Raw genomic sequence first — 25411 nt, forward strand, 5'->3', positions numbered from 1 at the left:
AGCATGCGTGCCGGTCTCTGGCTGCTGTGCCTTGCCATCCTTCTGATGGGTTGTTCGGGAGTCGAGTCGTCAGCAGGTCGACGTCGTACCTCCGTGCTTCGACAGCACGATGCTCGGTCAGGGGAGGTTCTTCGCGACGATACCGAAACCGCGCGCGCGTCTTCGTCGGCCGGAATCCGGAGCGCGCCAGGAGAGCGCGTCGACACGTTCGAGGCGCTGCTGAGGAACGCCGGGCTCGAGGAGCAGGACGACCGGCCCATCCCCGGCAACACTCTCACGCCAGCGCAGGCGGCGCGGCTGCTCGCGACGCTTCTGCGCAAGCCTGTCACTCTTGGGACCTTTCCTTCGCGAATGGTGGTGGGCCACCTGCTGCGTGAAGTTATCGAGCGAGGGCCGGTGGCGCCCGCCGAGTTACAGCGGCGCGTTGGACGCTTCCGTCAGATAGCGGTGCTCCGTCCGGATGGATGCCTGGCGTGGGCGCTCACAGGGCGGGCGCAACAACGCATCGGTGAGGTCGCATGGGAAGATGGGGCGTTCCGGGCGCATCACTTCGAACTGGGACGCTTCTATGTCAGCAACGGCTTCGTCTTCCGGCTCGCGGACGAGCGACTGGAGCCCATCGACAGCGCCGTGTTCGTCGAGGTGTACGACGACGCGGACTATCTCGGTCGCGCGCTGGATGGAGCGGAGTCCGCGTTCCTGAAGCTGGCGCTCTCGGTGGGGCAGTTGCTCACCCATCCGCTCGACAGCCTCGCCGAGCTGAAGAACCTGCCCTCCGGAGTGGCCGCGCTCATCACCGCGTCTCCCGCCTACTTCGAGCGCTTCCGGCACATGACTCGCGGAGAGCAGGTCCGCGCCGCCGCTGAGCTGGCGACCAACCTCCTCGTCACGGCGGGGACGGCCTCGGCCACGACTCGCTCGGTGACGGGAGCCCTGGCGGGCGCCGAAGCACACGCTCCGGTGCTGTCCCTGTCAGCGCAGGGGGCGCTCCGAGTGGAGCGTCTCGCGGTGCCCATCGGCCGTGCAGCCACCGTTGTAGGCGGCGGGCCTGGCGCGGCCATCGTGCTTCATCGGGTCAACTCCGCGACCATGCAACCGTCGGGTGGTCCTGGACCGGGACAGTGGGGCCCCGCGAAGGAGTCCATGTCCCCCCGCGCTCGCCGCTACCAGGAACAGATCTCCGGTCACTCGGCGGACGAGGCATACTGGGTCGGTGGCGTGAAGTTCGATGGCTTCGAGCAGGGCGTGTTGCTGGAGGCGAAGGGACCGGGCTATGCGAACAAGTTCCTCGACGACCTCAAGCCGAAGGTCTGGTTCGAAGGGTCGGGCGCCAAGGCGCTCGTCGACCAGGCGAATCGTCAGCGCGCCGTCGCGAGAGGGGCGCCCATTCGATGGCACATCGCGGAGGAGAGAACCACCGAGGCCATCCGGAAGTTGTTCGATGCCAACGATGTCGAGGGAATCGAAGTCATCTTCACGCCTCCTCTTCCCTGAGGAACCTTGAGCCGTGACCGAGAGCTACTACGCAGGAGTCTATTGGGGAGCCAGGAAGGAGTCGGCGGAGGAGTGCGCGCTTCGACTCCAAGTCCTTCTCGACCGGCTTCCAGCCGTAGACTCCTCGCTCGCGCACTGGTTCCAACAGGGCAAGTCACGCGCCGAAGCACTGAAGCGCCCACTGCTTCCTCAGTTGGCGGAGCTGGAGCCTTTCGTCCGCCGGAGCAAGGACCGGGTCGTCGACGAGCTGGGATTCAGCATCGCGGGGTGGAATGGCGCCAGTGTTGATGTCGAGACCACCAGCTTCCTCATCGCATGTGGCGGCTCCTCTGAATGGGTCGGAAACCGGTGTGTCTACACGCTGCCCAGTAGGGGCCCGAGCTTGGAGCGGCTCCTGTCGGAACCCGCGCTCTCAGCGCTCCTGCGACATACAGCTGACGCCTGGGAGCCGGATTGGGGCGTGGCGATTTCGGAGCAACACCGAGACCTGCAGAAGCCACACCGTCCCAAGGGGACTCCTTACGTGGGCTGGGTCACCTATCTCGCACGGCATCGGGGCACGGTGCCGTCCCTTCCCGCACCGGTGCGCGTCGAAGCCGTGGGCGACAAGGGCACGCTCATCATCCTCACCCCCGAACGCTTCACGGTGAGCAACCCGGAACACGTGGCCCTGGCGGAGCAAGTGCGAGCGCTGTTGGACCAGGCAGGGCTGCTGAAGCCACTCAGCGGCCCCCCCTGAGTCTCACCGCCTGCGCCACCGCGCGTCGCCCGCCTCCGCGGTGAGCAGGATGAGCGTCGCCGTAATCGCGGACTCCACGTCCGGTGGGTCTCCCGTCAGCGCGTCCCGGTACAGGAAGAACTGTCCCACCCGGACGATGACGTTCGACAGCGCATCCAGGTTCATCGCCGGTCGGATGAGCTTGTCCCTCACGCCCTCCTCCAACGCCCTGCGGATGCTCGCCGCGCAGCGCTCCTCCACGCGGCTGCTCTTCGACATCAGCACGCGCATCGCGTACTCGGAGTCCTGCTGGATGAAGCGCCTGAGCGGCGCGTCCTCCACAATCAGCTGGATGAGCCGCTCGGTGACGTTCGCCAGGTACGCCGCGCCCTCGCCCTGGAACTCGCCCCTCGCCGCCGTCAACGCCGCGTCGAACCGGGCCGAGAGCACCTCCCCGTAGAGCAGCTCGCGCGTCCCCGCCCACCGGAACACCGTCGCCCGACTGACGCCCAGCTCCTGCGCCATCCTGCCGATGTCGAACCGCTCCCCCTCGCTCCACCACCGCATCGCCAACGCGAACAAATCCCTCGGCGTCGCCCTCGATGGCGCCTCCAACCGCTTCGACAACGGCGTCACCCGCACCCGCGCCTTTTCGCGCGAGGCCGGACGCGTCGTCCTCGACGGCGCCCCCTTCGCGCTCCGCCGCACGGGCTTCGCCCCCGTCCGCTTCATGTCGCCGCGCTCAGCATCTTCCGGCGCCGCCGCTTCATCCCCGCCACCAACACGCGCTGGTACAGCGTGGGCAACAGCCGCTGCATGAAGTCGATGAGCACCGCGTCCCCGCCGATGAGCTGACGACGCCGGTTCTTGTGGATGGCCGTGACGATGTCCTCCGCCGCGCGCTCCGGCGTCGTGGCGAACGCCTTCTCGAAGTCACTCGACGAGCGCTCATCCGTCCACCCCCGCCGCACCGTCACCCTCGCGTTGCGCGCGATGTTCGTCTTGATGCCCCCAGGGTGCACACACGTGACGCCGATGCTCCCCCCCTCCACCTCCAGTTCCTGCCGCAGCGCCTCCGTGAACCCCTTCACCGCGAACTTCGCCGCGTTGTACGCCGCCTGCGTCGGCACCCCGATGAGCCCGAACACACTCGACACGTTGACGATGTGCCCCGCGTCCACCGCCTTCAGGTGCGGCAGGAACGCCTTCGTGCCGTACACCACGCCCCAGAAGTTGATGTTCATCAACCACTCGAAGTCCTCGTACCGCGTGTCCTCGATGGTCGCCCCCAACGCCACCCCCGCGTTGTTGATGACGATGTGCACCGCGCCGAACTCCCGCGCCACCTCGTCCGCCCACGCGTGCACCTCTTCGCGCTTCGCCACGTCCACCCGGTCCACCCGCACGCGCACCCCGTGCTCCCGGCACTTCGCCTCCGTCTCCGCCAGGCCCTGCGGATTCACGTCCGACAGCGCCAGGTGACAGCCCCGCTTCGCCAGCAACACCGCCGTGGCCCGGCCAATGCCCGAGCCCGCGCCCGTGATTGCCGCGACCTTGTCCTTCACCGTCTTCATGTGCTGGCTCCGTTTCGCGCCCGGCTCGGCTCCACCTCGTCGAGCATCCGGCGCAGCAACCGCGCGACCTCCACCGTCGCCTCCCGACAGGCCCGACTCAGCCCCGACATGTTCGCGAACGCATGCACCAGCGAGTCGAAGCGGCGCAGCGTCGTCGGCGTCCCCGCCTCCCGCAGCGCCGTCGCGTACGCCTCCGCCTCGTCCCGCAGCGGGTCGAACCCCGCCGTGACGATGAGCGCCGGTGGCGCCCCCGCTAGCGACTTCTCCTGACGCGGAGAGACCCGGGGGTCCGCCAGCGGCGTCGTGCTGCCCATCATGTACTGCTCCTGGTACCACTCGACATCCACGCGCGTGAGGAAGAACCCCTCCGCGAAGTGCGACAGCGAGCCCCAGTCCCGGGTGCGGTCCATCGTCGGGTACAACAGGAACTGGAGCGCCGGCTTGCGCGTGCCCTCGCGCACCGTGTGCTGCGCGACGACGGCCGCCAGGTTCCCACCCGCGCTGTCACCTCCCACCGCCACCCGCTCCGGGTCCGCGCCCAGCGCCTCCGCGTGCTCCAGCGCCCACTCGAACGCGGCAATCGCGTCCTCCACCGCCGAGGGGAACGGGTGCTCGGGCGCCAGCCGGTAGTCGATGGAGAGCACGTGCACGCCCGCGTGGTGACACAGCCGCCGGCACGGCGAGTCATGCGTGTCCAAATCCCCCATCACGAACCCACCGCCATGGAAGAACACCAGCAGCGGCCGCCCCCGTGAGTCCCCGGGCGGGACATAGTGCCGCGCCCGCAGCGGGCCCTGCTTCGTCTCGAGCACCCGCGACGTGACCGACGCCACCGGCTCCAGCGCCCCCGAGTGCATCAGCGCCTCGCGCCGCAGCCGGTTCCGCGACTCGGCGAGAGGCAGCTCCGACTTCCGGGGCACGCCCTTGCGCTCCCGCAGCGAGAGCAGCAGCTGCACCTCGGGGTGCAGGCGCAGCCCGTCAATCACCACCGGCGGCTTGCCGGACAAGCGCACCAGCATCGGCGGCGGCAGGCGGAACAGCGCGCTCGCGACCTTGAACTCCAGGCGCTCCAGGAGGGTGAGCTTCGTGTCATCAGCCATGTGCCAGCTTCCGGTGACGAGTCCCCGTCGTCGCGCTCGAGCGCCCGTGCCGGGCGATGGCCACGTACTCCGACGGCTCGAAGGCGGAGACTCGATGGTGGTAGGAGAACGTGAAGCCGGGCCACAGCGTGGAGTTGCGCCCGGTGGCGTCCAGATACCAGCTCACGCACCCGCCCGTGAGCCAGACCGTCCGCGCCATCCGCGTGTCGACGTCCTGGATGAACGCCTCCTGCGCGTCGGACGTGGGCTCCACCGCCGCGAGCCCTCGCCCCTCCAGGTAGCGCAGCGCGCTGAGCACATGCGCGAACTGGGCCTCCATCATCAGGATGACGGACGTGTGCCCCAATCCCGTGTTGGGTCCCAGCAGCATGAAGAAGTTGGGGAAGCCGCTCACCGACGTGCCCAGGTGCGCCTTCATGCTCCCCGCCCACGTCTGGGTCAGCGAGCGCCCATCCCGTCCCCGGATGTGTCGCGCGAAGGCCGGCTCCGTGATTTGGAAGCCCGTGCCGAAGATGAGCGCGTCCACCGGGTGCTCCGCGCCCGTCGTGGTGACGACGGAGTGCTCGCGCACCTCCTGGAGGCCCTCCGTGACGACCTCGACATTGTCCCGGGTCAGCGCCGGCAGGTAGTCGTCCGAGACGAGCACGCGCTTGCAGCCCATCGTGTAGCCGGGCGTGAGCTTCGCGCGCAGCACCGGGTCCTTCACCGAGTCGCGCAGGTGCCGCTTCGCCCCTCGCTGGGCAAGCCGGATGATCCACGGGTGCATGAAGGCCAGCGCGGACAGCTCCTTCACCGCGTAGATGCCCAGGCGCGTCAGCCACCGCGCCCCAGGAACTCGCGCATACAGCCACTGTCTCCATGCGGCGATGGGACGGTCCTCGCGCGGCAGAATCCACGGCGGCGTGCGCTGGAACAGGACCAGCCGCGACACCTTCGGCTGGATGACCGGCACGAACTGGATGGCGGACGCGCCCGTGCCCACCACCGCCACCCGGCGCCCCTCCAGCGCGTAGCTCGAATCCCACCGGGCCGAGTGCATCACCTTGCCCTGGAAGCGCTCCAACCCCGGCAGCGTGGGCACCACGGGCTCGCTGAACGCGCCCGCCGCGAAGATGAACACGTCCGCGGTGAACAGCCCCTGGGACGTCTGGAGGCGCCAGTGCTGCGCGGCCTCGTCCCAGGAGGCCTCCTCCACGGTGTGGTGGAAGCGCACGTGCGGCAGCACCCCGAAGCGCCCCGCGCAGTCACGCAGGTACGCGTGAATCTCCGGCTGCGATGAGTACGCCCGCGACCAACGCGGGTTGGGCGCGAAGGAGAACGAGTACAGGTGCGAGGGCACGTCACACGCGCAGCCAGGGTACACGTTGTCCCGCCAGACACCGCCCACGTCCCCCGCCCGCTCCAGGATGACGAAGTCCTCCATCCCCTCCTGCTTCAGACGGATGGCCATGCCCAGGCCACCAAAGCCGCTGCCGGCGATGGCCACGTGGAAGTGCCGGACCCGAGCCAGGGACATCTCCTACCTCCGCTCCAGGAAACCCGCCCGTCGCCTACCCCGCCCGCGCCACGGATTCCTACCATGGCGCGTCATGAGTCACTTCGCAACCTTGACTCATTTCTGACAAGGCCGTCGCTCGCGAGGGCCCGCCAGTGGGGACGTCAGTGGTTCAGGTGCTCGACGAGCGTCTTGAGGCCGATGCCGATGAGCACCACGCCTCCGAGCAGCTCGATGCTGGTGCCGAAGCGCTCACCCAGCCGCTTGCCCGCCCACGCGCCCAGGACGGACAGCACGAAGGTGAGCACGCCGATGAGGCCGGTGGAGAGGATGACCCCCAGCTCCAGCGCGGGCAGCGTCACGCCGACGGCGAGCGCGTCGATGCTGGTGGCCACGCCCAGCGTCATCAGCATGGGCAGCTTGATGCCCGTCGACGCGGCGCGCTCCTCCTCGTCGTGGGAGAACGCCTCGTAGATCATGTGCCCGCCCACCAGGGCGAGCAGCCCGAAGGCAATCCAGTGGTCCACCGCCGCGAAGCGCGTGAGGATGACCTTGCCCCCGAGCGCGCCGGCCAGGGACATGCCGAACTGGAACAGGCCGAACGTCACCGCCAGCTTCAGGATGTCTGGCGGACGCGCCCCGCGGATGGCCATGCCTCCGGAGACGGCGGTGGCGTCCATCGCCACCCCGAGCGCGAGCAGGAACAGGGTCATCTCCGGCTATTCCTTCTCGATGTCCCGGTCCCATAGCTGGACGCGGGTGTTCTCATCGGTCAGCCGGCGGGTGAGCTCCGCCGCGATGGCCACCGAGCGGTGCTTGCCGCCCGTGCACCCCAGGGCCACCGTGAGGTACGCCTTCCCCTCCTTCTGGTAGCGGGGGAACAGGAAGCGGCAGAGGTCCACCACCTTCTCGAGGAACTGCTGCGCCTCGTCGCGGTCCAGCACGTACGCGGCCACCTTCGGCACCTTGCCCGTCAGCCCCTTCATCTCCGGGACGAAGTACGGGTTGGGCAAGAAGCGCACGTCCAGCACCAGGTCCGCCTGCGGCGGCACGCCGTAGCGGTAGCCGAACGACATCACCGACAGGCTGGGGCCCGCGGCGGGCTCCGGGCTGAAGCGCGCCTGCACCATGCGCTTCAGGTCGTGGACGTTGAGCACCGACGAGTCGATGACCTGGTCCGCGATTTCGCGCAAATCCCTCAGCGCCTCGCGCTCCGCCTTGATGCCGTCGGCGACGGTGCCGTTGGGGGCGAGAGGATGGCGGCGGCGCGTCTCGCTGAAGCGACGGATGAGGCTGTCGTCGCTCGAGTCGAGGAAGAGCACCTCCACGTGGTGGCCGGCGCGACGCACCTCGTCGAGCATGCGCGGGGCCTCCTTGAGGAAGACGCCCTCGCGCACGTCCACCACCAGCGCCATGCGCTCGATGTTGCCACCGCCCGCCAGCTCCGTGAGCTTGGGCAACAGCACCACCGGCAGGTTGTCGATGCAGAAGAACCCCGCGTCCTCCAACGCCCGGATGGCGGTGGACTTGCCGGAGCCGGACATGCCGGTGATGACGACCAACTGTTTCGCGGGCGCGGTCACTCGACCTCTTCTCCCAGGGTGCGGCGCATCGCCCCTTCGGCGATGGCCCGGTTGAGCCGCTCGGCGAACTCCCGCGCCGAGTGGTGGCCCTGATGCTTCAACAACTGGTTGCGGGCGGCCACCTCGATGATGGTCGCCATGTTACGGCCAGGACGCACGGGTACCACCGACAGCGGGATGTCCACACCCACAATCTGCAGGTGCTTGTCCTCCACCCCCAGCCGGTCGTACTCCTGATGGGGGTCCCACTCCTGCAACTCGATGACGAGCTCAATCTTCTTCTGCTCGCGGACCGCCGCCACGCCGAACAGGTCCTTGATGTTGATGATGCCCAAGCCCCGGATTTCCATGTGGTGCTTGATGACCGGATTACCGGCCCCGTAGACGGCGCCCTTGCGGCGGGTGACGTCGACGATGTCGTCGGCCACCAGGCGGTGGGCGCGCATCACCAGGTCCAGGGCAATCTCGCTCTTGCCGATGCCACTCTTGCCCAGGAGCAGGATGCCCACGCCGAAGACGTCCATCAGCACGCCGTGCAGGCTGCTGGACTCGGTGAGGGCCTCCTCCAGGAAGGACTGGACGCGGGTGATGAAGTCGCTGGAGAGCAGCGGCGTCTTCATCAGGGCCAGGCCCTCCGCCTCGCAGGCGGTGACCAGCACGGGGGGAATCTCCAGCTCCTTGGTGACGACGACGCAGGCCAGGTCCTCCTCCTCGAAGAGCTTGGACAGGGCCTCGCGCTGCCGCGACTCGGGGAGGGTGGCCAGGTAGGAAATCTCGGTGTTGCCGAACACCTGGACGCGGCGGGGGTGGAGGTGCTCGGTGAACCCCGCCAGCGCCAGCCCCGGCTTCTGGATGCGCGGCGAGTCCACCGTCCTCGTCAGGCCCGCCGCGCCCGCGACGAGCGTCAGCCGCAGGTCGTAGTCGTGGTCCTCGATGAGCTGGGAGATGCGGATGGATTTCATCGTCGGGGCCTGGAATATCACCGGTGGGACCTTTTGAGTCGAAGTGCCCACGGGGCATGGCATCCCCTACCTCTACCGCCGATTGCCCACCCGACCACCGGCCCGCCGGCCTCGGGCGCCCGGGCCACCGATTGGCGCCTCAACAATGCGCGCCATGGCCATTTCCCGGCGTCCGGCGGGTTGGTAAGCCCCGGCCATGTCCGACTGCCTCTTCTGCAAGATTCGAGACGGCCTCATCCCGGCCAAAGTGGTCTACAAGGACGACGTCTGCCTGGCGTTCAAGGACATCAACCCTCAGGCGCCCACGCACGTCCTGTTCATCCCCCACAAGCACATCCCGACGGTGAACGACATCGCGGCGGAGGACGAGGCCACGGTGGGCCACCTCTTCACCGCGGCGGCGAAGCTGGTCAAGGAGCTGGGCCACGACGCCAACGGCTACCGGGTGGTGATGAACACGAACGGCGATGCGGGGCAGACGGTGTTCCACATCCACCTGCACCTCCTGGCTGGCCGCTCGCTCACCTGGCCTCCGGGGTGAGGCGAAGCGGTGGGGCCCACCGGTTGCTAGTGTCTGTCCCGTGAGGCGCGAGGGGTGCGCCGGCGATGCCCTTCTCCACGGAATCGACTCCCGCGAATCGTCGTGCCTACACGGTGCTGGCCCTGCTGCTCGCGGCGGTGGCGGGCACGGTGAACGCGACGGGCTTCGTGGCGCTCGGCGTGCACACGTCCCACATGTCCGGGAACATGGCGTCCCTGGGCGAGTCGCTCGCGCTGGGGGACGGCGCGCTGGCGTTCCGGGCCGCCCAGGTGCTGCTGGCCTTCGTGGTCGGCGCGGTGTGCGCGGCGGCGCTGCTGGATGCGTCCCGGCGGCGCGAGCGGGGTCGGCACGTGGCCGCGCTCGCGGTGGAGGTGGTGACGCTGGCGGGCATCGGCGTGGCGCTCGACGCGGCGCCGGGTGCGCGTGCGCCGGTGCTGCTGTGGGCGCTGGCGTTCGCGATGGGGCTGCAGAACGCGCTCGTCACGCGCGTGTCCGGCGCGGTGGTGCGCACGACGCATGTCACCGGCATCCTCACGGACATCGGCATCCAGCTGGTGCAGATGTTCGCGTGGGTGCGGGATGGCTCGCGCGGCCAGGGGGTGACGGGGGTGCTCAGGCGCCTGCGCGCCCTGCCCTCGGCCATCGAGTTCGAGCGCACGCGGCTGCACCTGGGACTGGGGTTGTCGTTCCTGCTGGGGTGCACCGGCGGGCCGTTGCTCTACCTGCGCCACGGGCCCGCGGCGCTGGGGCTGCCGTGTGTGGTGCTGCTGCTGCTCATCGGGCTGGACTTGAGCCCGGCCGCGGCGCGCGGGGCGCCGCGAGGCTCCACGTCACGGGCGTGACCTCACGGGGACGCGGGCTGGGCCAGGGGCTGGGTGGGCGGCGGGCCCGAGGAGGCCTCCACGTCCAGGACGCGCGAGTCGGGGCCGCCCTGGCGCAGCACGCGCAGCACGCTGCTGCGGTCATCGGTCCAGGTGAAGTCCGGCTCGCCGCGCAGACCCAGGCGCCGCACGCGCGCGGTGGCGCGGGTGAAGGTGGGGCCCCAGGAGAACTCGCGGTCCGGGCTCAGCAGCATCCAGTTGCTGCGCAGGGCGTCGTCCTTCGTCTCGTGGAAGACGAACGTCGCGTGCATGCCCAGCTTGCGCGCGTGCGCCAGCGCCACCGGCACCAGGTCCAGGTGCACGTTGCTGATGTGCATCGCCAGCACGCCGTGGGGGGCCAGGTGCTGCTTGTAGAGGGCCACCGCCTCCTCGGTGAGCAGGTGCACGGGCACCGCGTCCGAGGAGAAGACGTCCAGGGACAGCACGTCGAAGCCCTGCGGCTCGCCGCGCTCCAGCTCCTGCTCCAGGGAGATTCTCGCGTCGCCCTCCACCATCGTCGCGGTGGCCGGTGAGTCCGCGAGGAAGCTGAAGAAGCCGCCCTTGCCCTGGGCCAGCTCGATGACCGCCGGGTTGATTTCGTAGTAGCGGCCCCGGTCGCCCTTCTCGAGCAGCGCCGCGCTGGTGCCCACGCCCAGGCCGAGCACCCCCACGTGCAGGCCAGGGGGTAGTCCCACCGCCTGGCGCAGTCGACGCTGCTCGGCGATGGCCAGGCCCAGTCCGGCCTCGCGCGTGTAATAGGTCGTGGGCCGCGAGCGGTTCTCCGGTGAGGCGAGCTGCCAGCCGTGGGTGACGGCGCCGTGGCGCAGGCCGAAGAGGTGGAGCGCCGGGTCCTCCGCGTTCTGCTCCATCACCCGCACCACGCCGAAGAAGTTGCGCTCGCTGAACCGGGCCCGCTCCAGGTCCTGGCTCATCGAGAGGAACAGGTTCGTCGTCACCATCATGAGCATCGCGCCGCGCAGCATCCGGCTCACGCGCCGGCCGCGCGCCTCGTCCGGGGGCGCCTTCGCCAGGCCCAACAGCGCCACGAGGCAGCAGCCGCCCAGCGAGAGCGGATACTCCCAGTAGGCGCGGAAGAAGTTCGTGGCCACGCCGCTGACGAACAGCGCGCCCAGCACACCGCCCGCGGAGACCCACAGGTAGAAGGCGCTCAGGTGCCGAGGCGCGGGGCGCAGCCGGAACAGCTCGCCGTGGCACACCATGCAGCCGGCGAAGAGTGACGCGGCGTAGGCCAGCAGCAGCAGCGGCAGCGGGAAGTGTGGACCCGCCGCGTGCGCGTGCGCCGCCGCGGCGCCCGAGGCGATGAGCAGCACCGAGTACAGCGTGCGCGAGTAGAAGGACTCGCGCGAGAAGGCGAGGATGAAGGTGAGCAGGTAGACGGCGAGCGGCAGCACCCAGAGGAACGGGCCCGCGGCTACGTCCTGCGAGAGCTGGTTCGTCGTGGCGAGCAGCAGCACGGAGGCGCAGGTGGACAGCCCCAGCCACTCCAGCGTGTTCCTCAGGCCGGGCTTCGACGGGTGCTCCGTCGCGGGGACGTCTAGCGCGCCACCTCGCGCCTCCTGCTTCATCGCCGCGAAGGCGGCCGCGTGCGCGGCCTCGGCGTCCGTGGCGTGCCCGGCGGTCCCCCCGCGCGAAGCGCCTCCGGCGAGAGCCTCGCTCGCATCGACGCCCGAAACCGTTCCCGTCGCTCGCGGCTCCGCGCCCGCCACGGGCGAGGCCTTCGCATCGACGCCCGAAACCGTTCCGCCAACCCCTACCGTCGCTCGCGGCTCCGCGCCCGCCACGGGCGAGGCCTTCGCATCGACGCCCGAGACCACTCTGCCAGCGCCCGCCGCGACGTGTGGCTCGGCTTCGCGCGAGCCTCCCATGAGCGCGGCATTCGCATCGGAGCCCAAGCCGCCTGCTGCGCCAGCACCCACCGCGAGCCGTGACGCCGCGTCCGCCGCCACGTGCGTCACCGTGACGCCGAGTTGTCCCTCGACGGGAGCCGCCGCCGAGCGCTCATGGCGCAGCACATCCACCGCGCACACCGCGCAGGCCACCGCGAAGAGGACGAAGCCCACGCCCCAGCCCCACGCCTGCGCGCCCCGCCCCACCCAGGGCTCCACCAGGAACGGATAGCCCAGCAGCGCGAGCAGCGAGCCCACGTTCGACAGCGCATACAGCACGTACGGCGAACGCCCCGGCCGCGCCCTCGCGAACCAGGACTGGAGCAGCGGCCCCGTGGTGCTCAGCACGAAGAACGGCAGGCCGATGGTGACCGCCAGCATCGCCAGCAGTCGCGGCACCGCCAGGTCCGTGCCCACCGGACGCCACTCGGGCCCCGGCGCCACCGGCGAGCCCACCCACAGCGCCCTCACCCCCAACACGGCCACCGCCAACGCCAGCACACCCAGGTGCACCTTCGCCTGCAGGCGCGGCGTCAGCCGGGAGGCCAGCCCGTGCGAGTACGCATAGCCGCCCAGGAGCGCCGCCTGGAAGAAGAGCATGCACGCCGTCCACACACCGGGCGTCCCGCCGTACCAGGGCAGCGCATAGCGCCCCGCCAGGGGCTGCACCCCGAACAACAGGAAGGCGCTCGTGAAGATGGCGACGGAGTATCGAAGCATGGAGACCCTGGGAGGCGTACGTCAGACAGCCGGCGCCGCGGCGGGAGGATGGCGCCGGGAGCGCAGCGCGCGCGACCCAGCGGCGAAGAGGGACAGCGCCAACGCGAGCAACACCACCGCCACCACCCCGTTCACCCGCGACGCCGCCGAGCTCGCCGGCGACAGCGCCTCGCGCACCAGGAGCACCAGGCTGGTGAGCGTGACGGCCCCCACGAACATCATGGGCACCAGCGCATACACATAGGGCCGGCCCGTGCTCTTGAGCCACACGCAGACCCCGAGCAGCGACAGCGACGCGAGCAGTTGGTTCGACGTACCGAACAACGTCCAGAACGAGCGCCACGCTCCCGAGCCCGCCAGCAGCACGAAGGCCAGCGGCACTCCACACGTCACCGCGGTGGCCACCATCGCCGCGCCCTTGCCCTTCTTCCCCGACAACTCCTGGAGGATGTAGCGCCCCAGCCGCGTGGACACGTCCAGCGTGTCGAACACGAAGGTGGAGAAGGCCATGGCCCCGAAGGTCGTCGCGATGACGAGGTACTCCTTGCCCAGCACCGTGACGATGAAGCGCCCCAGCCCCGCGCCATACACCGCGCCCGGCGCCTTGCCCGTCAGCTCCGCCTTGGTGGCGACCATCACCGTCGCCAGCGCGATGACCGCCACGAAGCCCTCCAGCAACATCGCCCCGTAGCCCACCGGCTTGCAGTGCGGCTCCTTGTCGATCTGCTTCGACGTGGTGCCCGAACACACCAGCCCGTGGAACCCCGAGCACGCGCCGCACGCGATGGTGACGAAGAGGAACGGGAACAGCGCGCCGCCGGGCCCCGGGACGTTGAAGCCCGAGAAGGCGGGCTGCTGGATGGACAGCTCTCCGCTCAGCCCGCCGTAGAAGATGCCCACCACGCCCACCGCCAGCGCGGCGTACAGCACGAAGCCGCCCAGGTAGCCGCGCGGCTGCAGCAGCACCCAGACGGGCGTGAGCGACGCGACGAAGCAGTACGCCAGGATGAGCGCGGACCAGCCTCGCGCATCCAGCACCAGCAGCGTGGACATGCGCGTGCCCAGGTACACCACGCCCAGCGTCGCCGGCACGAAGATGAGCGTCTGCAGCCACAGGGGCGGCTTGAGCCAGCGGTCCACCAGCCCCATCACCACCGCCAGCAGCAGGTACGCGATGGACGCGAACGCCACCGCGCCGCCCGGGTTGAAGCGGAAGGTGAGCCCCTCCAGCTCCGCGTCGCCGCTGACGAACGTGGCCGCCGTCGCGTCCGTGAAGGCGACGATGACGTAGACGAGCGCCACCCAGATGAAGGCCAGCATCGCCAGCCCCGCGGTGGGCCCCAGGTGGCTGCGCACCACCTCCGCGATGGAGACCGCGCCGTGGCGGATGCTCGCCACCAGCGTGGCGAAGTCATGCATCGCCCCGATGAACACCGAGCCCACCGCAATCCACAAGAGCGCCGGCAACCAACCGAACTGCTGCGCCGCCAGGATGGGCCCGGCGATGGGCCCGGCCGCGGCAATCGCGCTGAAGTGCTGGCCCAACAGGTAGAAGGGCCTGGTCGGAACGAAGTCCACGCCGTCGCTCTTCGCGTGCGCGGGCGTCACCGCTCCAGAATCCAGGCGGAACTGCCGGGCGATGAAGCCTCCGTAGAAGCGATAGCCCAGCGCCAGCACCACCAGGAACACTCCAGCAATCAGGGGGAGGCTCATGCCGCGAGGCTTTCCCGACCCGGACTTCCGGTCAACACCCTGGCTCCTGGAAGTCCGAGGACGACGGCAACGGCGTCACGGGTCGCCTGACGCCAGCTTGCCTTGGACCTGCTTCCTGAAGTTCCTCACCGTCTTCAAGAGCTCGGGGTTGGACTCCCCTTGGGCGGCGGCGACTTCTTCATCCAGGTCGTCCCGCTTCTGGCAGAGGAACCCCAGGTTGTCGCAGGACCGGAGGGCCTCGAGCTTCTTGAACTCGGCGTTCGCCGCCTTCCACTCGCGTGCCAGCTCGGTCTGCGGGCCCGCGCCCTTGATGATGCGCACGCGATTGGTGTTGGCGCGCTTCGGCGCGGGGGCCTTCGGAGCCGGCTTCCCCAGGGGCGCCAGCAACGAGCCGTCATCGTCCTCGGCGCTCTTCGGCGCGGTGGCCGCCTCGGCCTCGGGAGGCGCGGACGGCGGGCTGTCCACCGCCGCGGGATTGTCAGCCGGGGCCTGCTCGCCAGGGGCCGCCGCCTCCACGGGGGCCTGCTCCGCCACCACGGCGCCCGGCTTGGGCTCCGCGGCGCCGTCCCCAGGGGCCTTCGAGGCCTTCGCGCCTGGAGCCACGGGGCTCGGAGCCGGAGCTCCCTCGGGCCCCTTGGCGACGAGGCCGAGCTGCCCGAGCTGGTTCATCACCATTCCCCGGACCTGGGGGTCCGACAGGAGGAACGCCGCTCCCGCCGTCAGCGCACCCAAGCCGCCCAGCACCACCACCCACGTCAGCGCGGAGCTGCGCTTGCCGCGCTTGGGCACGGTGGTCTTGCGCGTGTCCTCCGACGGGCGACGGACGGGGACGTTGGGCCGCGAGGGCACCGACGTGCGCCGCGTCTCCTCGTGCGAGGCCATGGACACGCGCACGTCCGCGTCCTCTTCCTCCTCCTCGGGCACGGCGACGACCACGGGACGGCTGACACCCGTGCGTCGCCCCGGCGCGGGCGCCATGCCCGGAGAGGACGGCCTCACACGGCGCGAGCCCGTCTTCGGACGCGAGACACCCGAGCGCTCCTCGTCGTCGCGCGCGACGCCCTCCGCGTCACGCAGGAGGCTCTCGTCCAGGACGACGCGAGGCTGGGTGTCCTCGTGGACGGCGGCGCGGGCCTGCATGTCCGCCACGCGTGGACCCCGAGGGTCCGTGTCCGCGTCCCGAGGCGCGCGCGGGTGCGTGTCCTCGTAGCGCTCCGCTCGCCCGGGCCGCGACGCCCGGGGGTTCGTGTCCATCTCCTCCAGGCGCTCCGACGGCTCGCCGTGTCCCATCTGCTCGGGCGTGAGCACCGGCAGCTCGCCGTCCGCGTCACCAACCAAAGATTCCAGGTCGGAGACCACCACGCCCGGCTCGCCCACCTTCGCTCCCGAGCGCGACGGCACGCCTGGGTTCGAGGTCAACGCGGCGCCCTGCACCTGCAACGCGCCCGAGCGCGACGGAACCCCTGGGTTCGACGTCAACGCGGAGCCCTGCCCTGGCAGCGCTCCCGAGCGGGAGGGGACACCCGGGTTCGACGTCAACGCGGAGCCCTGCCCCGTCATCACTCCCGAGCGCGACGGCACGCCGGGGTTCGACGTCAACGCCGCGTCGGGCATCGACATCGCACCCGAGCGTGAGGGGACACCCGGGTTCGACGTCAGGGAGCCGCCGCGCGCGGACGCGGCGGCCGGGGGCATGGTCATCGCGCCCGAGCGCGACGGAGACCCAGGGGGCGGCGCGGCCCCAGGTCCAGGTCGCGTCGTCACGCCGGACGCGGGCTGCTCGCCCGCGAAGGGCACCGAGGCCCCCGGTCCTGGCCGCGTCGTCACACCGGACGCGGGCACTTCGCCAGCCGAGGGCATCGCGGCCCCAGGTCCGGAGCGCGTCGTCGCAGCGGACGCGGGCTGCTCACCCGCGAAGGGCATCGAGGCCCCAGGTCCAGGCCGCGTCGTCACACCGGATGCGGGCTGCTCACCCGCGAACGGCATCGAGGCCCCAGGTCCAGGCCGCGTCGTCACACCGGACGCGGGCTGCTCGCCCGCGAACGGCATCGAGGCCCCAGGTCCAGGCCGCGTCGTCACACCCGAAGCCGGCGCCTCGGAAGGCACGCTGACAGCGGGCATCACCATCACCCCGGAGCGCGCCGGAGACGCCGGTGCCGGCGCGCCAGGAGGCACGAGCGCCTGCCGCTGGGGCATCACCGCCGCGGGAGGCGGTGTGACGGGAGGCGGAGGAGGACGCGGGTTCCCGCCGCTGAACGTGGGGGGCCGGGACGCCGCGCCACGCGGGTCCTCCCCGAAGGGACGCAGCGGCTCCGCGCGGGGGTCGGTGGCGTCGTAGGGGCTCCCCTGCCCGTCCGCGGGGCCGACGACCGCGCCCACGGGCAGCAGCTCCAGCTCCGTGGGCCGCGTGTCCGGGCGCGAAGGTGGCGGTGGCGGCGCGGGAGGAATCGCCTCCGCGGGCATGGTCGTGAGCGGGACCTCGCGCGTCTGCGACGGCGGCCGAGGCGCGGGCGCGACGGCGGGCGGCGGCGAGGGCGGGCGGGCGGCCACCTCGGGCGCCACCTCCACGGACAGGGAGGGCGACGTGTCCGGATTCAGCCGGGCCGCCCGCACCCGAGCCTCCTCCTCCAGCGCCTCCAGCGGGAAGGCGGGCCGGGTGGACTCGTCCATCGGGATGCCCGGACGCGTCTCCCCGTCATCCACGGGCCCACCATCGCGACTGCGCCGCGTCGGATGGAAGGACAGCGCCTCCACCGGCCCATCCAGGCGGATGGTCTTCGCCGGCAACATCGCCCCCGCGGGCGGCGACGGACGCGGCGCGGCCCCCTCCTCCGAGGGCTCCGGAGCCGCGGCGCGCGCCTCGGCGTAGCCACCGCGCGGCACGTCCTTGAGGCTCGCGAGCAGCCGGCGCTCGGACTGGAAGTCCGCGGTGAACAGCTCGCGCATGAAGCGGCTGACGCTCTCCGGCCCCGCGCTGGGGTCGATCTCCATCAGGCACGCCTGCAGCCGGCCGCGGAACTCCTCCGCCGTCTGGAAGCGCTGCGCCGGGTCCACCTCCAGCGCCTTGGCCACCAGCGCCGTCACCGAGCGCGGCGTGAGCGGCTCCACCTCGTCCAGCGGCGCCACCTTCGGGTTGGCCACCACGGACATCAGCTCGCCGGGGTGGATGCCGTCGAAGGGGTTCTTCCCACAGATGAGCTCGTAGAGCGTCAGGCCCACCGCGTACAGGTCCGCGCGCCGGTCCACCGGCTGGTGCCGGGCCTGCTCCGGGGACATGTAGAGGAACTTGCCCAGGATGATGCTCGGGTTCGTCTTCGCCGCCGACAGCCGGCTCTTGGCCAGCCCGAAGTCGATGACCTTCACCTCCCCCTCGTAGGAGATGAGGATGTTCTGCGGCGAGATGTCCCGGTGGACCAGCTTCAGGTCCTCCCCGTCGTCGTCCTTCTTGCGGTGCGCGTACGCCAGCGCGTCCAGCACCCGGCCCATGACGTAGAGGATGAACGTCAGCGGCAGCGGAACCTGCCTGTCCCCCACCCGGGCGGCCACCTTGCGCAGGTCCTTGCCGTCCACGTGCTCGAGGGCCATGTAGGCCTCGCCCTCGTGCAGCCCCATGTCCAGCACCTGGGCGATGGAGCCGTGGCTCAGGCGGACGAGCGTGCGCGCCTCACCCACGAAGCGCTCGACGAAGTCGGTGTCCTCGGCGAGCTGCGGGAGGATCTTCTTGATGACGCAGAGCTTCTCGAAGCCCTGCGCGCCCTCCAGCCTCGCGAGATAGATTTCACCCATGCCGCCCGTCGCCAGATGGGACAGGAGGGTGTACCGGCCAAAGGGCTGGGGCCGGAACGGGCGCAGCCGGGCGGAGGGGTTATGAGCGTTCATGGGGGCGGGGGTCCACCACTCGGGCGCCCATTGAACCCTGGCTTGCCCTGGTCCATCAACCCGTCAACCTGCCGCAGGGGGTTTCACCGCAGGCCGGGGTTGGTCAACACCCCGACGTCCTCGTCGAGGACCTCGAAGGCGGCCACCTTCTCCTTGGGGGGGCGCACCAGCCGCTCCCCCAGGGGCATCACGTCGAAGCGGGCCGCCACGGCCGCCAGCACCTTACCGGAAATCAACACCTGCCCGGGGTTGCCCGTCGCCGCCAGCCAGGTGGCCACGGACATGCCCTCGCCCACGGCGGTGTAGTCGGGGCGGACCTCGTTGCCGATCATCCCCACCAGGGCGCGCGTGGTGTGCAGGGCCATCCGGAGCGAGCAGCGCTCGTCCAGGGGACGGCGGCTCATCGCCCGCTCCCAGTCCGAGCGCAGGGCCAAGGCCGCCCGCACCGCCCGCACGGAGTCCTCGCCCTTCACGTACGGCACGCCGAACAGGGCCCGCATGGACTCACCGATGAAGGACTCCACGGTGGCCTCGAAGCTGAACACGATGCCGGTGGCGCGCGAGTGGAAGTCGCTCAGCAGGCTGGTCGCCTTGGCCCCGCCGATGCGCGACGCCAGCGCGGGGAAGCCCACCAGCTCCACGTGCAGCACGGTGAGGGTGCGCTCCTCCAGGCCCGGCAGGCGGCCGCCCTGGCGCTGGGCCTCGGTGGCGCGGCGCTCGGCGACGTCGGGCGGGTGGAAGCGCTCCAGCGAGCGGCGCAGTCGCTCCTGCGTGGCGCCGCCGTCGCGCGGGGAGAACTTCTGCACGCCGGTGGCCACCAGGTGAGCCACCGCCGAGCACGCGTCCAGCATGGGCTCCAGCCCGTCGCCCTTGGCGGAGGTGTTGACGTAGAGCACGCCCTGGTACGGGGCCTCGGAGCCGATGGGGATGCACAGCACGCTGGCCACGCCGTAGAGGATGACGCTCTCGCGCGCGGCGAAGCGGCGGTCGTCGCGCACGTCGCCCACCGCGAGCGCGCGGCCCTGGCGCAGCGCCTCGTCGACGATGGCGTCGGACACCGGCACCTCGCCCTTGGCCAGCCGTCCCCGGTGGCGCACCGCCGCGGGGACGAGCGCGCCCGTGGGGTGCTTGAGCAGCACCACCGCCGTGGTGGCGTCGGTGCGCTCCAGCAGCCGGTCCATCGTCAGGTCCAGGAAGGTGGACAGCGTGGTGGCGGTGGAGAGCGCCTCCGCGGTGCGGAACATCAGCACCAGCGTCTCCTGCGCCACGCGGGGGCTGGCCGGGGGGACGAACGAGGCCTGCTGGTTGAAGTCCTCGAAGGGCACCGGCCCCACGTTGTCGAGCAGGCGCAGCACGTCCGCGTCGCGCACGCTCTTGGCGAGCAGGACCGAGGGCCCCACGTCCTGTCCGTGGCCGAAGCGCACGACGCCGCCGGCGCCCAGGTCCACCATCTCCGTGGCGGCGTTCTCCACGGTGTTGGGCTGGCGCACCGCGAGCGTGTTCTCGCCCAGCGCCACGGAGTCGCCGGGGGACAGCTGCCGGGAGCCCTGCAGGGGCGCGCCGTTGACGCGGCTGCCGTTGCGGCTGCCCAGGTCCTCGATGCGCAGGATGTCCGCCTCCACGTAGAGGCGCGCGTGCCGGCGCGAGACCAGGTCTCCGCCCAGCACGATGTCGTTCTCGTCGGCGCGGCCCAGGCTCGTCACGCCCTCGGGCAAGTCATAGGACGTGTCGAAGTAGCCGGGCCCGTTGATGATGATCTGCCACATCGAATCCCCGACATTACACGACTCTCTCTCAACGTAAGAGAGGGAGACCTGTGCCCCGGAGGGGGACGGGGCTGACCCGGACTCCCGGCGCAAAGGCCCGTCGCCGGGTCAGGACTGACAGTGCGCCGGGCCGCTCCCTCGGGTGCGGGGCTCAGCGCGGCCGGTGGATGAAGACGGACGCGCCTTGCCGCACCGCGGTGAACGCCGCCAGCGGCCGCCGGGCCGGGCCCTGGAGGACGGCGCCGTCCAGGGCGAAGCGCGAGCCGTGACAGGGGCACTCCACCACGCCCTCCCCGGGCCGCCAGTCCACGCCGCAGTCGCCGTGCGTGCAGATGCGCCACAGCGCCACGAAGCACCCGGGCGTCGTGTGGACGAGCAGCACGTCCAGCAGGGCCTCGGGCGCGTGCACCCGGGCGTGGCCTCCGGGGGACTCGAGGCCCGGATGCGCTTCGAGCCGCACCTCCACCCAGCCCTCGGCGGCGGTGCCGGGCTGGGGGAGGTCGGGGCAGGAGGCGCCCTCGGGCGGAGGGTCCAGGACGATGGCCTCCCGCCACTCGCCGCCGCACCCCGCGCCCAGCGTGGCCAGGGCACAGCCGCCCCGGGCCAACGTGAGGAGCGCGGCGCGGCGGTCCAGGTCCGTCATGGCGCGGCGGTCAGCGACACGCCGTTCACCACGGCGACGGCGTCCAGGTCGAACCCCGCGGAGGTGCCCGCCGAGCCGTTGGTGCCCGCGTCGACGATGCGCACGTAGCGCGCCCGGGCGAGGCCCACGGTGGCCAGGTCGAACCCGTCACCGCCGGCCACGGCGGGGTCCGTGGCGCTGATGCCAGCGGCGGGGTTGGCCGTCACGGGACGCACGCCCGCGCAGCCCGGGTAGTTGTTCGTCGCGTCCGAGGGGGCGCAGGGGAACTCGTGCCACTGCACGCCGTCGTCGCTCACCGAGACGCGGCCCCGCTCGGTGAAGGCGCGCGGGCCTCCGGCGATGAGGAAGCCGTTCTCGAAGACGAGCAGGTCCACGCCCGGGCCATCCACCACCGCGAGGTCCGTGAAGCGCAGGGTGATGGAGCCACCCTGCCCCAGCGAGAGGACATCCAGCGAGCCGCTGTCCAGCCCCGCGCCCACCGGCGCGCCCAGGACGATGGACGGGAAGCGGTCCTGTCCGAAGCCCGCGCCGGGGCCGGGCAGGTACTCGACCACCTCGTCGGCGTACGGGTCCGCGGGCCGCGAGGGGCTCGCGTCGGTCCCCGAGTCACCGGGCCCCGCGTCGTCGTCCGTGACGGGAGCCTCGTCCCCACCGCACGCGGACAGGCTCAGCGCCAGGGCGAGCACGGTGCCGCGACCGAACCACGAGGAGGCGCGCGTGCTCACGGCGCCACCTGGAGGCGCACCAGGCGCCGGCCGTTGCGGTCGGACACGCCGACGAGCACGTCGGAGCCGAGCGCCTTGAGCATCCGCACCGTGGTGCACTGGTTGACGTAGGTGAGCACGGGCACGCGCGCGCCCACCGTCACGGCGTCATTCGCGCCGACCGACAGCGCGTAGCGGGACACGTCGGTGGCGACGAAGTCGTAGTCCGGGGGAGCGTAGGCGCCGCGGTTGAGCACCACGCCACCGCCGAAGGCCGCGACGTCGTTGAAGTCGCTGCCCACGTCGACCTTCGCCTGGGTGCCCAGGTCCAGCGGCGTGCCGCTGGTGATGGCGGTGGCGAGCGTCGTGGGCGCCACGCCGTGGAGGACGTTGACGAAGTTCTGGTCGAAGTAGCCCAGCGCGGCGACGCCCGTGTCCGTCACGGCGGTGAAGCCGCTGCCCACCACGTCACCCTGCGGGAAGTTGACCGCGCGCACCGTGCCCATGGGGTCCGTGGACGTCACGAGACCATAGACAGCCAGGTCGGAGGCCGAGCCCAGACCGCCGCCGTTGACGAGCACCGCGCTCAGCTCCCCGGACGTGAAGGCCGCCGCGGAGAAGTTCTTGGGCGCGACGACGAAGCTCGAGTTGGCCGGCGTGGCCAGGTCATACGCGGCGACGTTGCCCGGCGAGCCCGTGGCGCCCAGCGTGTAGCCGGTGAAGACGCGCAGGCCGTCGTTGATGACGTAGCCGTTCGGGTACACCGTGGCGCCGCCCTCGCGGTCCGCGGGGGTGATGATGTCGAAGAGCTTCGTGGTGCCCGGCAGCAGGTCGGGCCAGGTGCCCAGCGAGTACAGCGCGGCGTCCTTGCCCCGTCCCTGGATGCCGTAGAACGCATACGTGGGACCCGGAGAGGCACCGAGCGCGAGGATGTCCGGCGACAGCGCCACGGACTCGGCGGCGACGAAGCCCGGCTGGAGCACGAGCGTGCCCAGCTTCGGGTCCAGCGGCACCGTCGCGCAGTCGACCACCACGGGGCCGGCATCCGGCTCACCCGCGTCCGGCGCACCTGCATCCGGCTCACCCGCGTCGGGCGTGCCCGAGTCCGGCTGACCCGCGTCGGGCGTGCCGGAGTCCGGCGTACCAGAATCCGGCGTCCCGGAGTCCGGCGGGCCCGCGTCGGGCGTGCCCGAATCCGGCGTCCCCGCATCGGGCGTCGGGGTGGTGGGGAGGGGCTCGGTCTCGCACCGCTCGTCGACGCAGACCCACTGCTGTCCCGCGGGGGCCTCGCCATTGTCGGCGCGGCAGTCGAACGGGTCGACACACTCCGGGTTGCAACCGGTGCCGAGCAGGGCCACGGCGAAGGAGGCCACGGCCAGTGATGCGGACTTCATCCAAGGTTTCGCGCGCTTCGATTCAGCCGTCTTCATCTGCGTCCTCGTCCCTCTCCGCCCCCACGGGCGGGTGGGCTTCCAGGAGGACGCGGTCGAAGGCGGGCACCCGAGCACCCCACGGTGCGCGGTGAATGGGCTGACGCCTCCGCCGCCTCCCCTCGGAGGCCTCGGTGATGTCCGTGCCCAAGGGGCACGGGTCCACGGCAGGTTTTCGGACTCGCAGGCGCGGGAGCCCCGGAGGGCGCCCACCTAGTGGCCGTCGCTTCCCAGTCCCGTGAGGGACCAGTGCTTCAATGACGGCGGTCGTTCCTGCACACCGCTGCGGGGCAGTCCCGGATTCGCACCGGGTTCCCTAGAGCCGCCGTGGTTCGCACGACGGCACCGAGGACGCGGCCGGGATATGGCGGGCGACAGGCATTGTCAATGGAGCGCGGTGACGTCGATGGCGTTGGACACGGGGCGTCGAGGGTCCACCGGGCACGCCTCCAGCGCGGGGCCCTTCGCGGTGGGCGTGGAGGAGCCCCTGCGCTCGGTGAGGGTGCCATCACCGACCTCCACGACGAAGACGCGGCCCGCGTTGGTGTCCGCCAGGTACACCGCGCCTCGGGACACGGCGAAGCGGCTGGCCACCGACAACAGGCAACCCGGTGCGCCGGGCTGACAGCCGGGATTCAGCGCGTAGGAGGCCACGGGGACATCGTTCTTCACCAGCACCAGCCCCGTGGAGCGAACCGACGTGGCGATGTAGCCGTTGGCCGTGTCGTAGATGGCCTCACCGATGCAGGCGACCACGAGCTGGTCACCGACGGCTTCCACGTAGCCCGCGTTGAGGCAGCGCTCCTGGCCCAGGTCGATGGCGCTGACGGCGCCGGTGGCGGGGTCGATGCGCGCGAGCATGCCCGGCCCGTTGGGGCGGTAGTCGTTGGCGGGGTTGAGGTTGGTGAGCGCCACGTACACGTGGGTGCGCGTCGCCGTCACCGAGAACGGCAGGGGCATGGAGCCCGTACCGTCGAAGGGCTTCAGGTCCAGGCCGGTGAGCGACAGCGTGTCCACCTTGCGCGGCTGCGTGGGGTCGGAGATGTCCACGCGCGCCACGGCGTTGCCGTGCTGGAAGTTGGAGCTGCCGGTGCCGAAGAGCGGGATGTAGAGCAGGTCGCCGAAGCGCGCGAGCGCCTGAGGGCTGGTGTTCGGGCCGAGGTTCAACTGCCCCACGGTGCGCAGGCCCAGGCCGTTGCCGTGGGACGGGCCGTCACGGCGGAGCACCTGGAGCGTGTTGTTCACCGAGTCGATGACGTACACGTGGGGCGGGTCCACGAGGATGTCATTGGGGGAGCCGGACACGACGCCCAGCGAGTCCTCCTCGACGAGCGCGCCCAGGTTGCCTCCAGGAGCCTGGAGCAGCTTGCCGTTGGTCATGTCCGCGCCGAGCACGAAGCCGTCCCAGGACGCGAGCGCCTGGATGCCAGCGCCGAACTCTCGGCGAGGTCCGAGCTGGTCCGTCCCCGCCTGGAGGCCCACGAGCTGCCCGTTGGTGAAGCACGCGGCCACGACGTCGTAGGTGCAACGTCCCGCGCGGCAGGACTGCGCATCGGGGCACACGTTGCCGCAGGCGCCGCAGTGGAGCGCATCCGACTGGCCGTCCACGCACGCGCCGGAGCAGCGCAGCAGCCCTTCGGAGCAGCCCTCGCGACAGGTGCCGGACTCGCAGACCTGCCCGGCGGCACAGGCCGAGCCACACGCGCCGCAGTGGGCGACATCCGTCGCGGTGTCCACGCAGGCGCCGTTGCAGGACTCGGTGCCCGCGCGGCAACCACAGGCGCCGTCCTGACAGACCTCCCCCGAGGAGCACGTGGTGCCACAGGCGCCGCAGTGCGCGGTGTCGCTCCGCGTGTCCACGCAGGCGCCGTCACAGACGACGAGGCCGGAGGTGCAGACCACGCCCTCATCCGGACAGCCCGTGAGCACGAGCGCCGAGACACAGAGCAGCGACAGGACGAGCAACCTGGGCGCTACGAAGGAAGGAACAGGAAGCATCGAGTCCTCAGGAAGGGGAAGGCAGGCGCGGCATCACCGCGAACGACCGGTGCCAGGGAGAGCGAACACATGCGACGCGCACCTCGCGAGCGGGCCCCACGGACGAACCGGACGCGAGGAGCGTGCGTGCGAGATGCCCCCTGCGAGAGGACGGCGCTGCAACGGGTGCCGTGAACGACCGGCATGGGCACGCGAGCGCGCAGGGCGCGCAGCTCATGAGCCGAGCGGCCCAGCGAGAGTTGCGCGGGCGGCTGAGAGGACCGCACACCGACTGGCGACGGCGCGGTGTCACCTCGCACGCCACGCGCTCCGGAACAACTCCGG

19 protein-coding genes and 1 riboswitch are annotated in these 25411 nt (G+C 71.2%); of the genes, 4 read left to right on the forward strand and 15 right to left on the reverse strand.

Features of this window, described 5'->3' with window-relative positions:
- The first annotated feature begins 3 nt into the window (after window positions 1-3).
- Together AC6JA9_RS37300 and AC6JA9_RS37305 are read left to right on the forward strand one after the other, a co-directional pair.
- Entirely contained in the window at window positions 4-1494 is a 1491-nt protein-coding gene (locus tag AC6JA9_RS37300) for a Tox-REase-5 domain-containing protein (protein WP_408889037.1), read from the forward strand.
- A gap of 13 nt (window positions 1495-1507) precedes the next feature.
- Window positions 1508-2233, forward strand: coding sequence for an immunity 52 family protein (locus tag AC6JA9_RS37305; protein ID WP_408889036.1), 726 nt, complete (start codon window positions 1508-1510; stop codon window positions 2231-2233).
- Window positions 2234-2236: 3 nt separating this feature from the next.
- On the opposite strand, the gene AC6JA9_RS37310 is transcribed toward AC6JA9_RS37305, so the two are convergent.
- From AC6JA9_RS37310 to hprK, 7 genes are all read right to left on the reverse strand, one after another.
- The gene (locus AC6JA9_RS37310; RefSeq protein ID WP_223782677.1) at window positions 2237-2944 is read right to left on the reverse strand and encodes a QsdR family transcriptional regulator; all 708 of its coding nucleotides are present in this window, start codon (window positions 2942-2944) and stop codon (window positions 2237-2239) included.
- Window positions 2941-3786 (reverse strand): SDR family NAD(P)-dependent oxidoreductase, encoded by an 846-nt coding sequence (locus AC6JA9_RS37315; RefSeq protein WP_141328636.1) that lies wholly within the window; start codon window positions 3784-3786, stop codon window positions 2941-2943. The genes AC6JA9_RS37310 and AC6JA9_RS37315 overlap by 4 nt, the downstream gene beginning before the upstream one ends.
- Window positions 3783-4886, reverse strand: coding sequence for an alpha/beta hydrolase (locus tag AC6JA9_RS37320; protein ID WP_223746956.1), 1104 nt, complete (start codon window positions 4884-4886; stop codon window positions 3783-3785). Before AC6JA9_RS37320 ends, AC6JA9_RS37315 begins: the two co-directional genes overlap by 4 nt.
- Window positions 4879-6402 carry a flavin-containing monooxygenase gene (locus AC6JA9_RS37325; RefSeq protein WP_408889035.1) on the reverse strand — a complete coding sequence of 508 codons (1524 nt, stop codon included), beginning with the start codon at window positions 6400-6402 and terminating at the stop codon, window positions 4879-4881. The genes AC6JA9_RS37320 and AC6JA9_RS37325 overlap by 8 nt, the downstream gene beginning before the upstream one ends.
- Before the next feature lie 143 nt (window positions 6403-6545).
- Window positions 6546-7094: a manganese efflux pump MntP gene (locus tag AC6JA9_RS37330; protein ID WP_223746954.1), complete on the reverse strand. Its 549-nt coding sequence runs from the start codon at window positions 7092-7094 to the stop codon at window positions 6546-6548.
- A 6-nt stretch (window positions 7095-7100) separates the two neighbouring features.
- The gene (gene rapZ / locus AC6JA9_RS37335; protein WP_141332937.1) at window positions 7101-7964 is read right to left on the reverse strand and encodes an RNase adapter RapZ; all 864 of its coding nucleotides are present in this window, start codon (window positions 7962-7964) and stop codon (window positions 7101-7103) included.
- Entirely contained in the window at window positions 7961-8926 is a 966-nt protein-coding gene (hprK, locus tag AC6JA9_RS37340; RefSeq protein ID WP_223747245.1) for an HPr(Ser) kinase/phosphatase, read from the reverse strand. The genes rapZ and hprK overlap by 4 nt, the downstream gene beginning before the upstream one ends.
- A 196-nt stretch (window positions 8927-9122) precedes the next feature.
- On the opposite strand from hprK, the gene AC6JA9_RS37345 reads away from it, so the two are divergent.
- Both AC6JA9_RS37345 and AC6JA9_RS37350 read left to right on the forward strand, forming a co-directional pair.
- Entirely contained in the window at window positions 9123-9467 is a 345-nt protein-coding gene (locus AC6JA9_RS37345; RefSeq protein ID WP_408889034.1) for a histidine triad nucleotide-binding protein, read from the forward strand.
- A 65-nt stretch (window positions 9468-9532) separates the two neighbouring features.
- Window positions 9533-10309, forward strand: coding sequence for a YoaK family protein (locus AC6JA9_RS37350; protein ID WP_223746952.1), 777 nt, complete (start codon window positions 9533-9535; stop codon window positions 10307-10309).
- Between the two features lie 2 nt (window positions 10310-10311).
- Here the strand turns inward: AC6JA9_RS37350 and AC6JA9_RS37355 are convergent, their stop codons facing one another.
- The 8 genes from AC6JA9_RS37355 to AC6JA9_RS37390 form a co-directional block, all read right to left on the reverse strand.
- Window positions 10312-12954: a fused MFS/spermidine synthase gene (locus AC6JA9_RS37355; protein ID WP_408889032.1), complete on the reverse strand. Its 2643-nt coding sequence runs from the start codon at window positions 12952-12954 to the stop codon at window positions 10312-10314.
- Between the two features lie 21 nt (window positions 12955-12975).
- On the reverse strand, window positions 12976-14667 hold the full coding sequence (locus AC6JA9_RS37360) for a carbon starvation CstA family protein (RefSeq protein WP_223746950.1): 1692 nt from the start codon (window positions 14665-14667) through the stop codon (window positions 12976-12978).
- Between the two features lie 75 nt (window positions 14668-14742).
- Window positions 14743-18453 (reverse strand): serine/threonine-protein kinase, encoded by a 3711-nt coding sequence (locus AC6JA9_RS37365; protein WP_497960816.1) that lies wholly within the window; start codon window positions 18451-18453, stop codon window positions 14743-14745.
- 176 nt (window positions 18454-18629) lie between these two features.
- Window positions 18630-20312 (reverse strand): adenylate/guanylate cyclase domain-containing protein, encoded by a 1683-nt coding sequence (locus AC6JA9_RS37370; RefSeq protein WP_223746948.1) that lies wholly within the window; start codon window positions 20310-20312, stop codon window positions 18630-18632.
- 151 nt (window positions 20313-20463) lie between these two features.
- The gene (locus tag AC6JA9_RS37375) at window positions 20464-20955 is read right to left on the reverse strand and encodes a QcrA and Rieske domain-containing protein (RefSeq protein WP_223746947.1); all 492 of its coding nucleotides are present in this window, start codon (window positions 20953-20955) and stop codon (window positions 20464-20466) included.
- On the reverse strand, window positions 20952-21680 hold the full coding sequence (locus AC6JA9_RS37380) for a cell surface protein (RefSeq protein ID WP_223782685.1): 729 nt from the start codon (window positions 21678-21680) through the stop codon (window positions 20952-20954). The genes AC6JA9_RS37375 and AC6JA9_RS37380 overlap by 4 nt, the downstream gene beginning before the upstream one ends.
- Window positions 21677-23053, reverse strand: a complete 1377-nt coding sequence (locus AC6JA9_RS37385) for a hypothetical protein (RefSeq protein ID WP_408889031.1) — start codon at window positions 23051-23053, stop codon at window positions 21677-21679. The genes AC6JA9_RS37380 and AC6JA9_RS37385 overlap by 4 nt, the downstream gene beginning before the upstream one ends.
- Before the next feature lie 185 nt (window positions 23054-23238).
- Window positions 23239-23454, reverse strand: a riboswitch (cobalamin riboswitch).
- 19 nt (window positions 23455-23473) lie between these two features.
- On the reverse strand, window positions 23474-25087 hold the full coding sequence (locus AC6JA9_RS37390) for an MXAN_6577-like cysteine-rich protein (protein ID WP_497958574.1): 1614 nt from the start codon (window positions 25085-25087) through the stop codon (window positions 23474-23476).
- Window positions 25088-25411: the final 324 nt, after the last annotated feature.

The sequence above is a fragment of the Myxococcus sp. MH1 genome, from assembly GCF_059738865.1.

Bases quoted from the DNA above. Each gene is read 5' to 3' on its own strand.
- AC6JA9_RS37300 (WP_408889037.1), top strand. From the start codon at position 4: ATGCGTGCCGGTCTCTGGCTGCTGTGCCTTGCCATCCTTCTGATGGGT.
- AC6JA9_RS37310 (WP_223782677.1), bottom strand. From the start codon at position 2,944: ATGAAGCGGACGGGGGCGAAGCCCGTGCGGCGGAGCGCGAAGGGGGCG.
- AC6JA9_RS37315 (WP_141328636.1), bottom strand. From the start codon at position 3,786: ATGAAGACGGTGAAGGACAAGGTCGCGGCAATCACGGGCGCGGGCTCG.
- AC6JA9_RS37320 (WP_223746956.1), bottom strand. From the start codon at position 4,886: ATGGCTGATGACACGAAGCTCACCCTCCTGGAGCGCCTGGAGTTCAAG.
- AC6JA9_RS37325 (WP_408889035.1), bottom strand. From the start codon at position 6,402: ATGTCCCTGGCTCGGGTCCGGCACTTCCACGTGGCCATCGCCGGCAGC.
- AC6JA9_RS37330 (WP_223746954.1), bottom strand. From the start codon at position 7,094: ATGACCCTGTTCCTGCTCGCGCTCGGGGTGGCGATGGACGCCACCGCC.
- hprK (WP_223747245.1), bottom strand. From the start codon at position 8,926: ATGAAATCCATCCGCATCTCCCAGCTCATCGAGGACCACGACTACGAC.
- AC6JA9_RS37345 (WP_408889034.1), top strand. From the start codon at position 9,123: ATGTCCGACTGCCTCTTCTGCAAGATTCGAGACGGCCTCATCCCGGCC.
- AC6JA9_RS37350 (WP_223746952.1), top strand. From the start codon at position 9,533: ATGCCCTTCTCCACGGAATCGACTCCCGCGAATCGTCGTGCCTACACG.
- AC6JA9_RS37355 (WP_408889032.1), bottom strand. From the start codon at position 12,954: ATGCTTCGATACTCCGTCGCCATCTTCACGAGCGCCTTCCTGTTGTTC.
- AC6JA9_RS37360 (WP_223746950.1), bottom strand. From the start codon at position 14,667: ATGAGCCTCCCCCTGATTGCTGGAGTGTTCCTGGTGGTGCTGGCGCTG.
- AC6JA9_RS37365 (WP_497960816.1), bottom strand. From the start codon at position 18,453: ATGGGTGAAATCTATCTCGCGAGGCTGGAGGGCGCGCAGGGCTTCGAG.
- AC6JA9_RS37370 (WP_223746948.1), bottom strand. From the start codon at position 20,312: ATGTGGCAGATCATCATCAACGGGCCCGGCTACTTCGACACGTCCTAT.
- AC6JA9_RS37375 (WP_223746947.1), bottom strand. From the start codon at position 20,955: ATGACGGACCTGGACCGCCGCGCCGCGCTCCTCACGTTGGCCCGGGGC.
- AC6JA9_RS37385 (WP_408889031.1), bottom strand. From the start codon at position 23,053: ATGAAGTCCGCATCACTGGCCGTGGCCTCCTTCGCCGTGGCCCTGCTC.
- AC6JA9_RS37390 (WP_497958574.1), bottom strand. From the start codon at position 25,087: ATGCTTCCTGTTCCTTCCTTCGTAGCGCCCAGGTTGCTCGTCCTGTCG.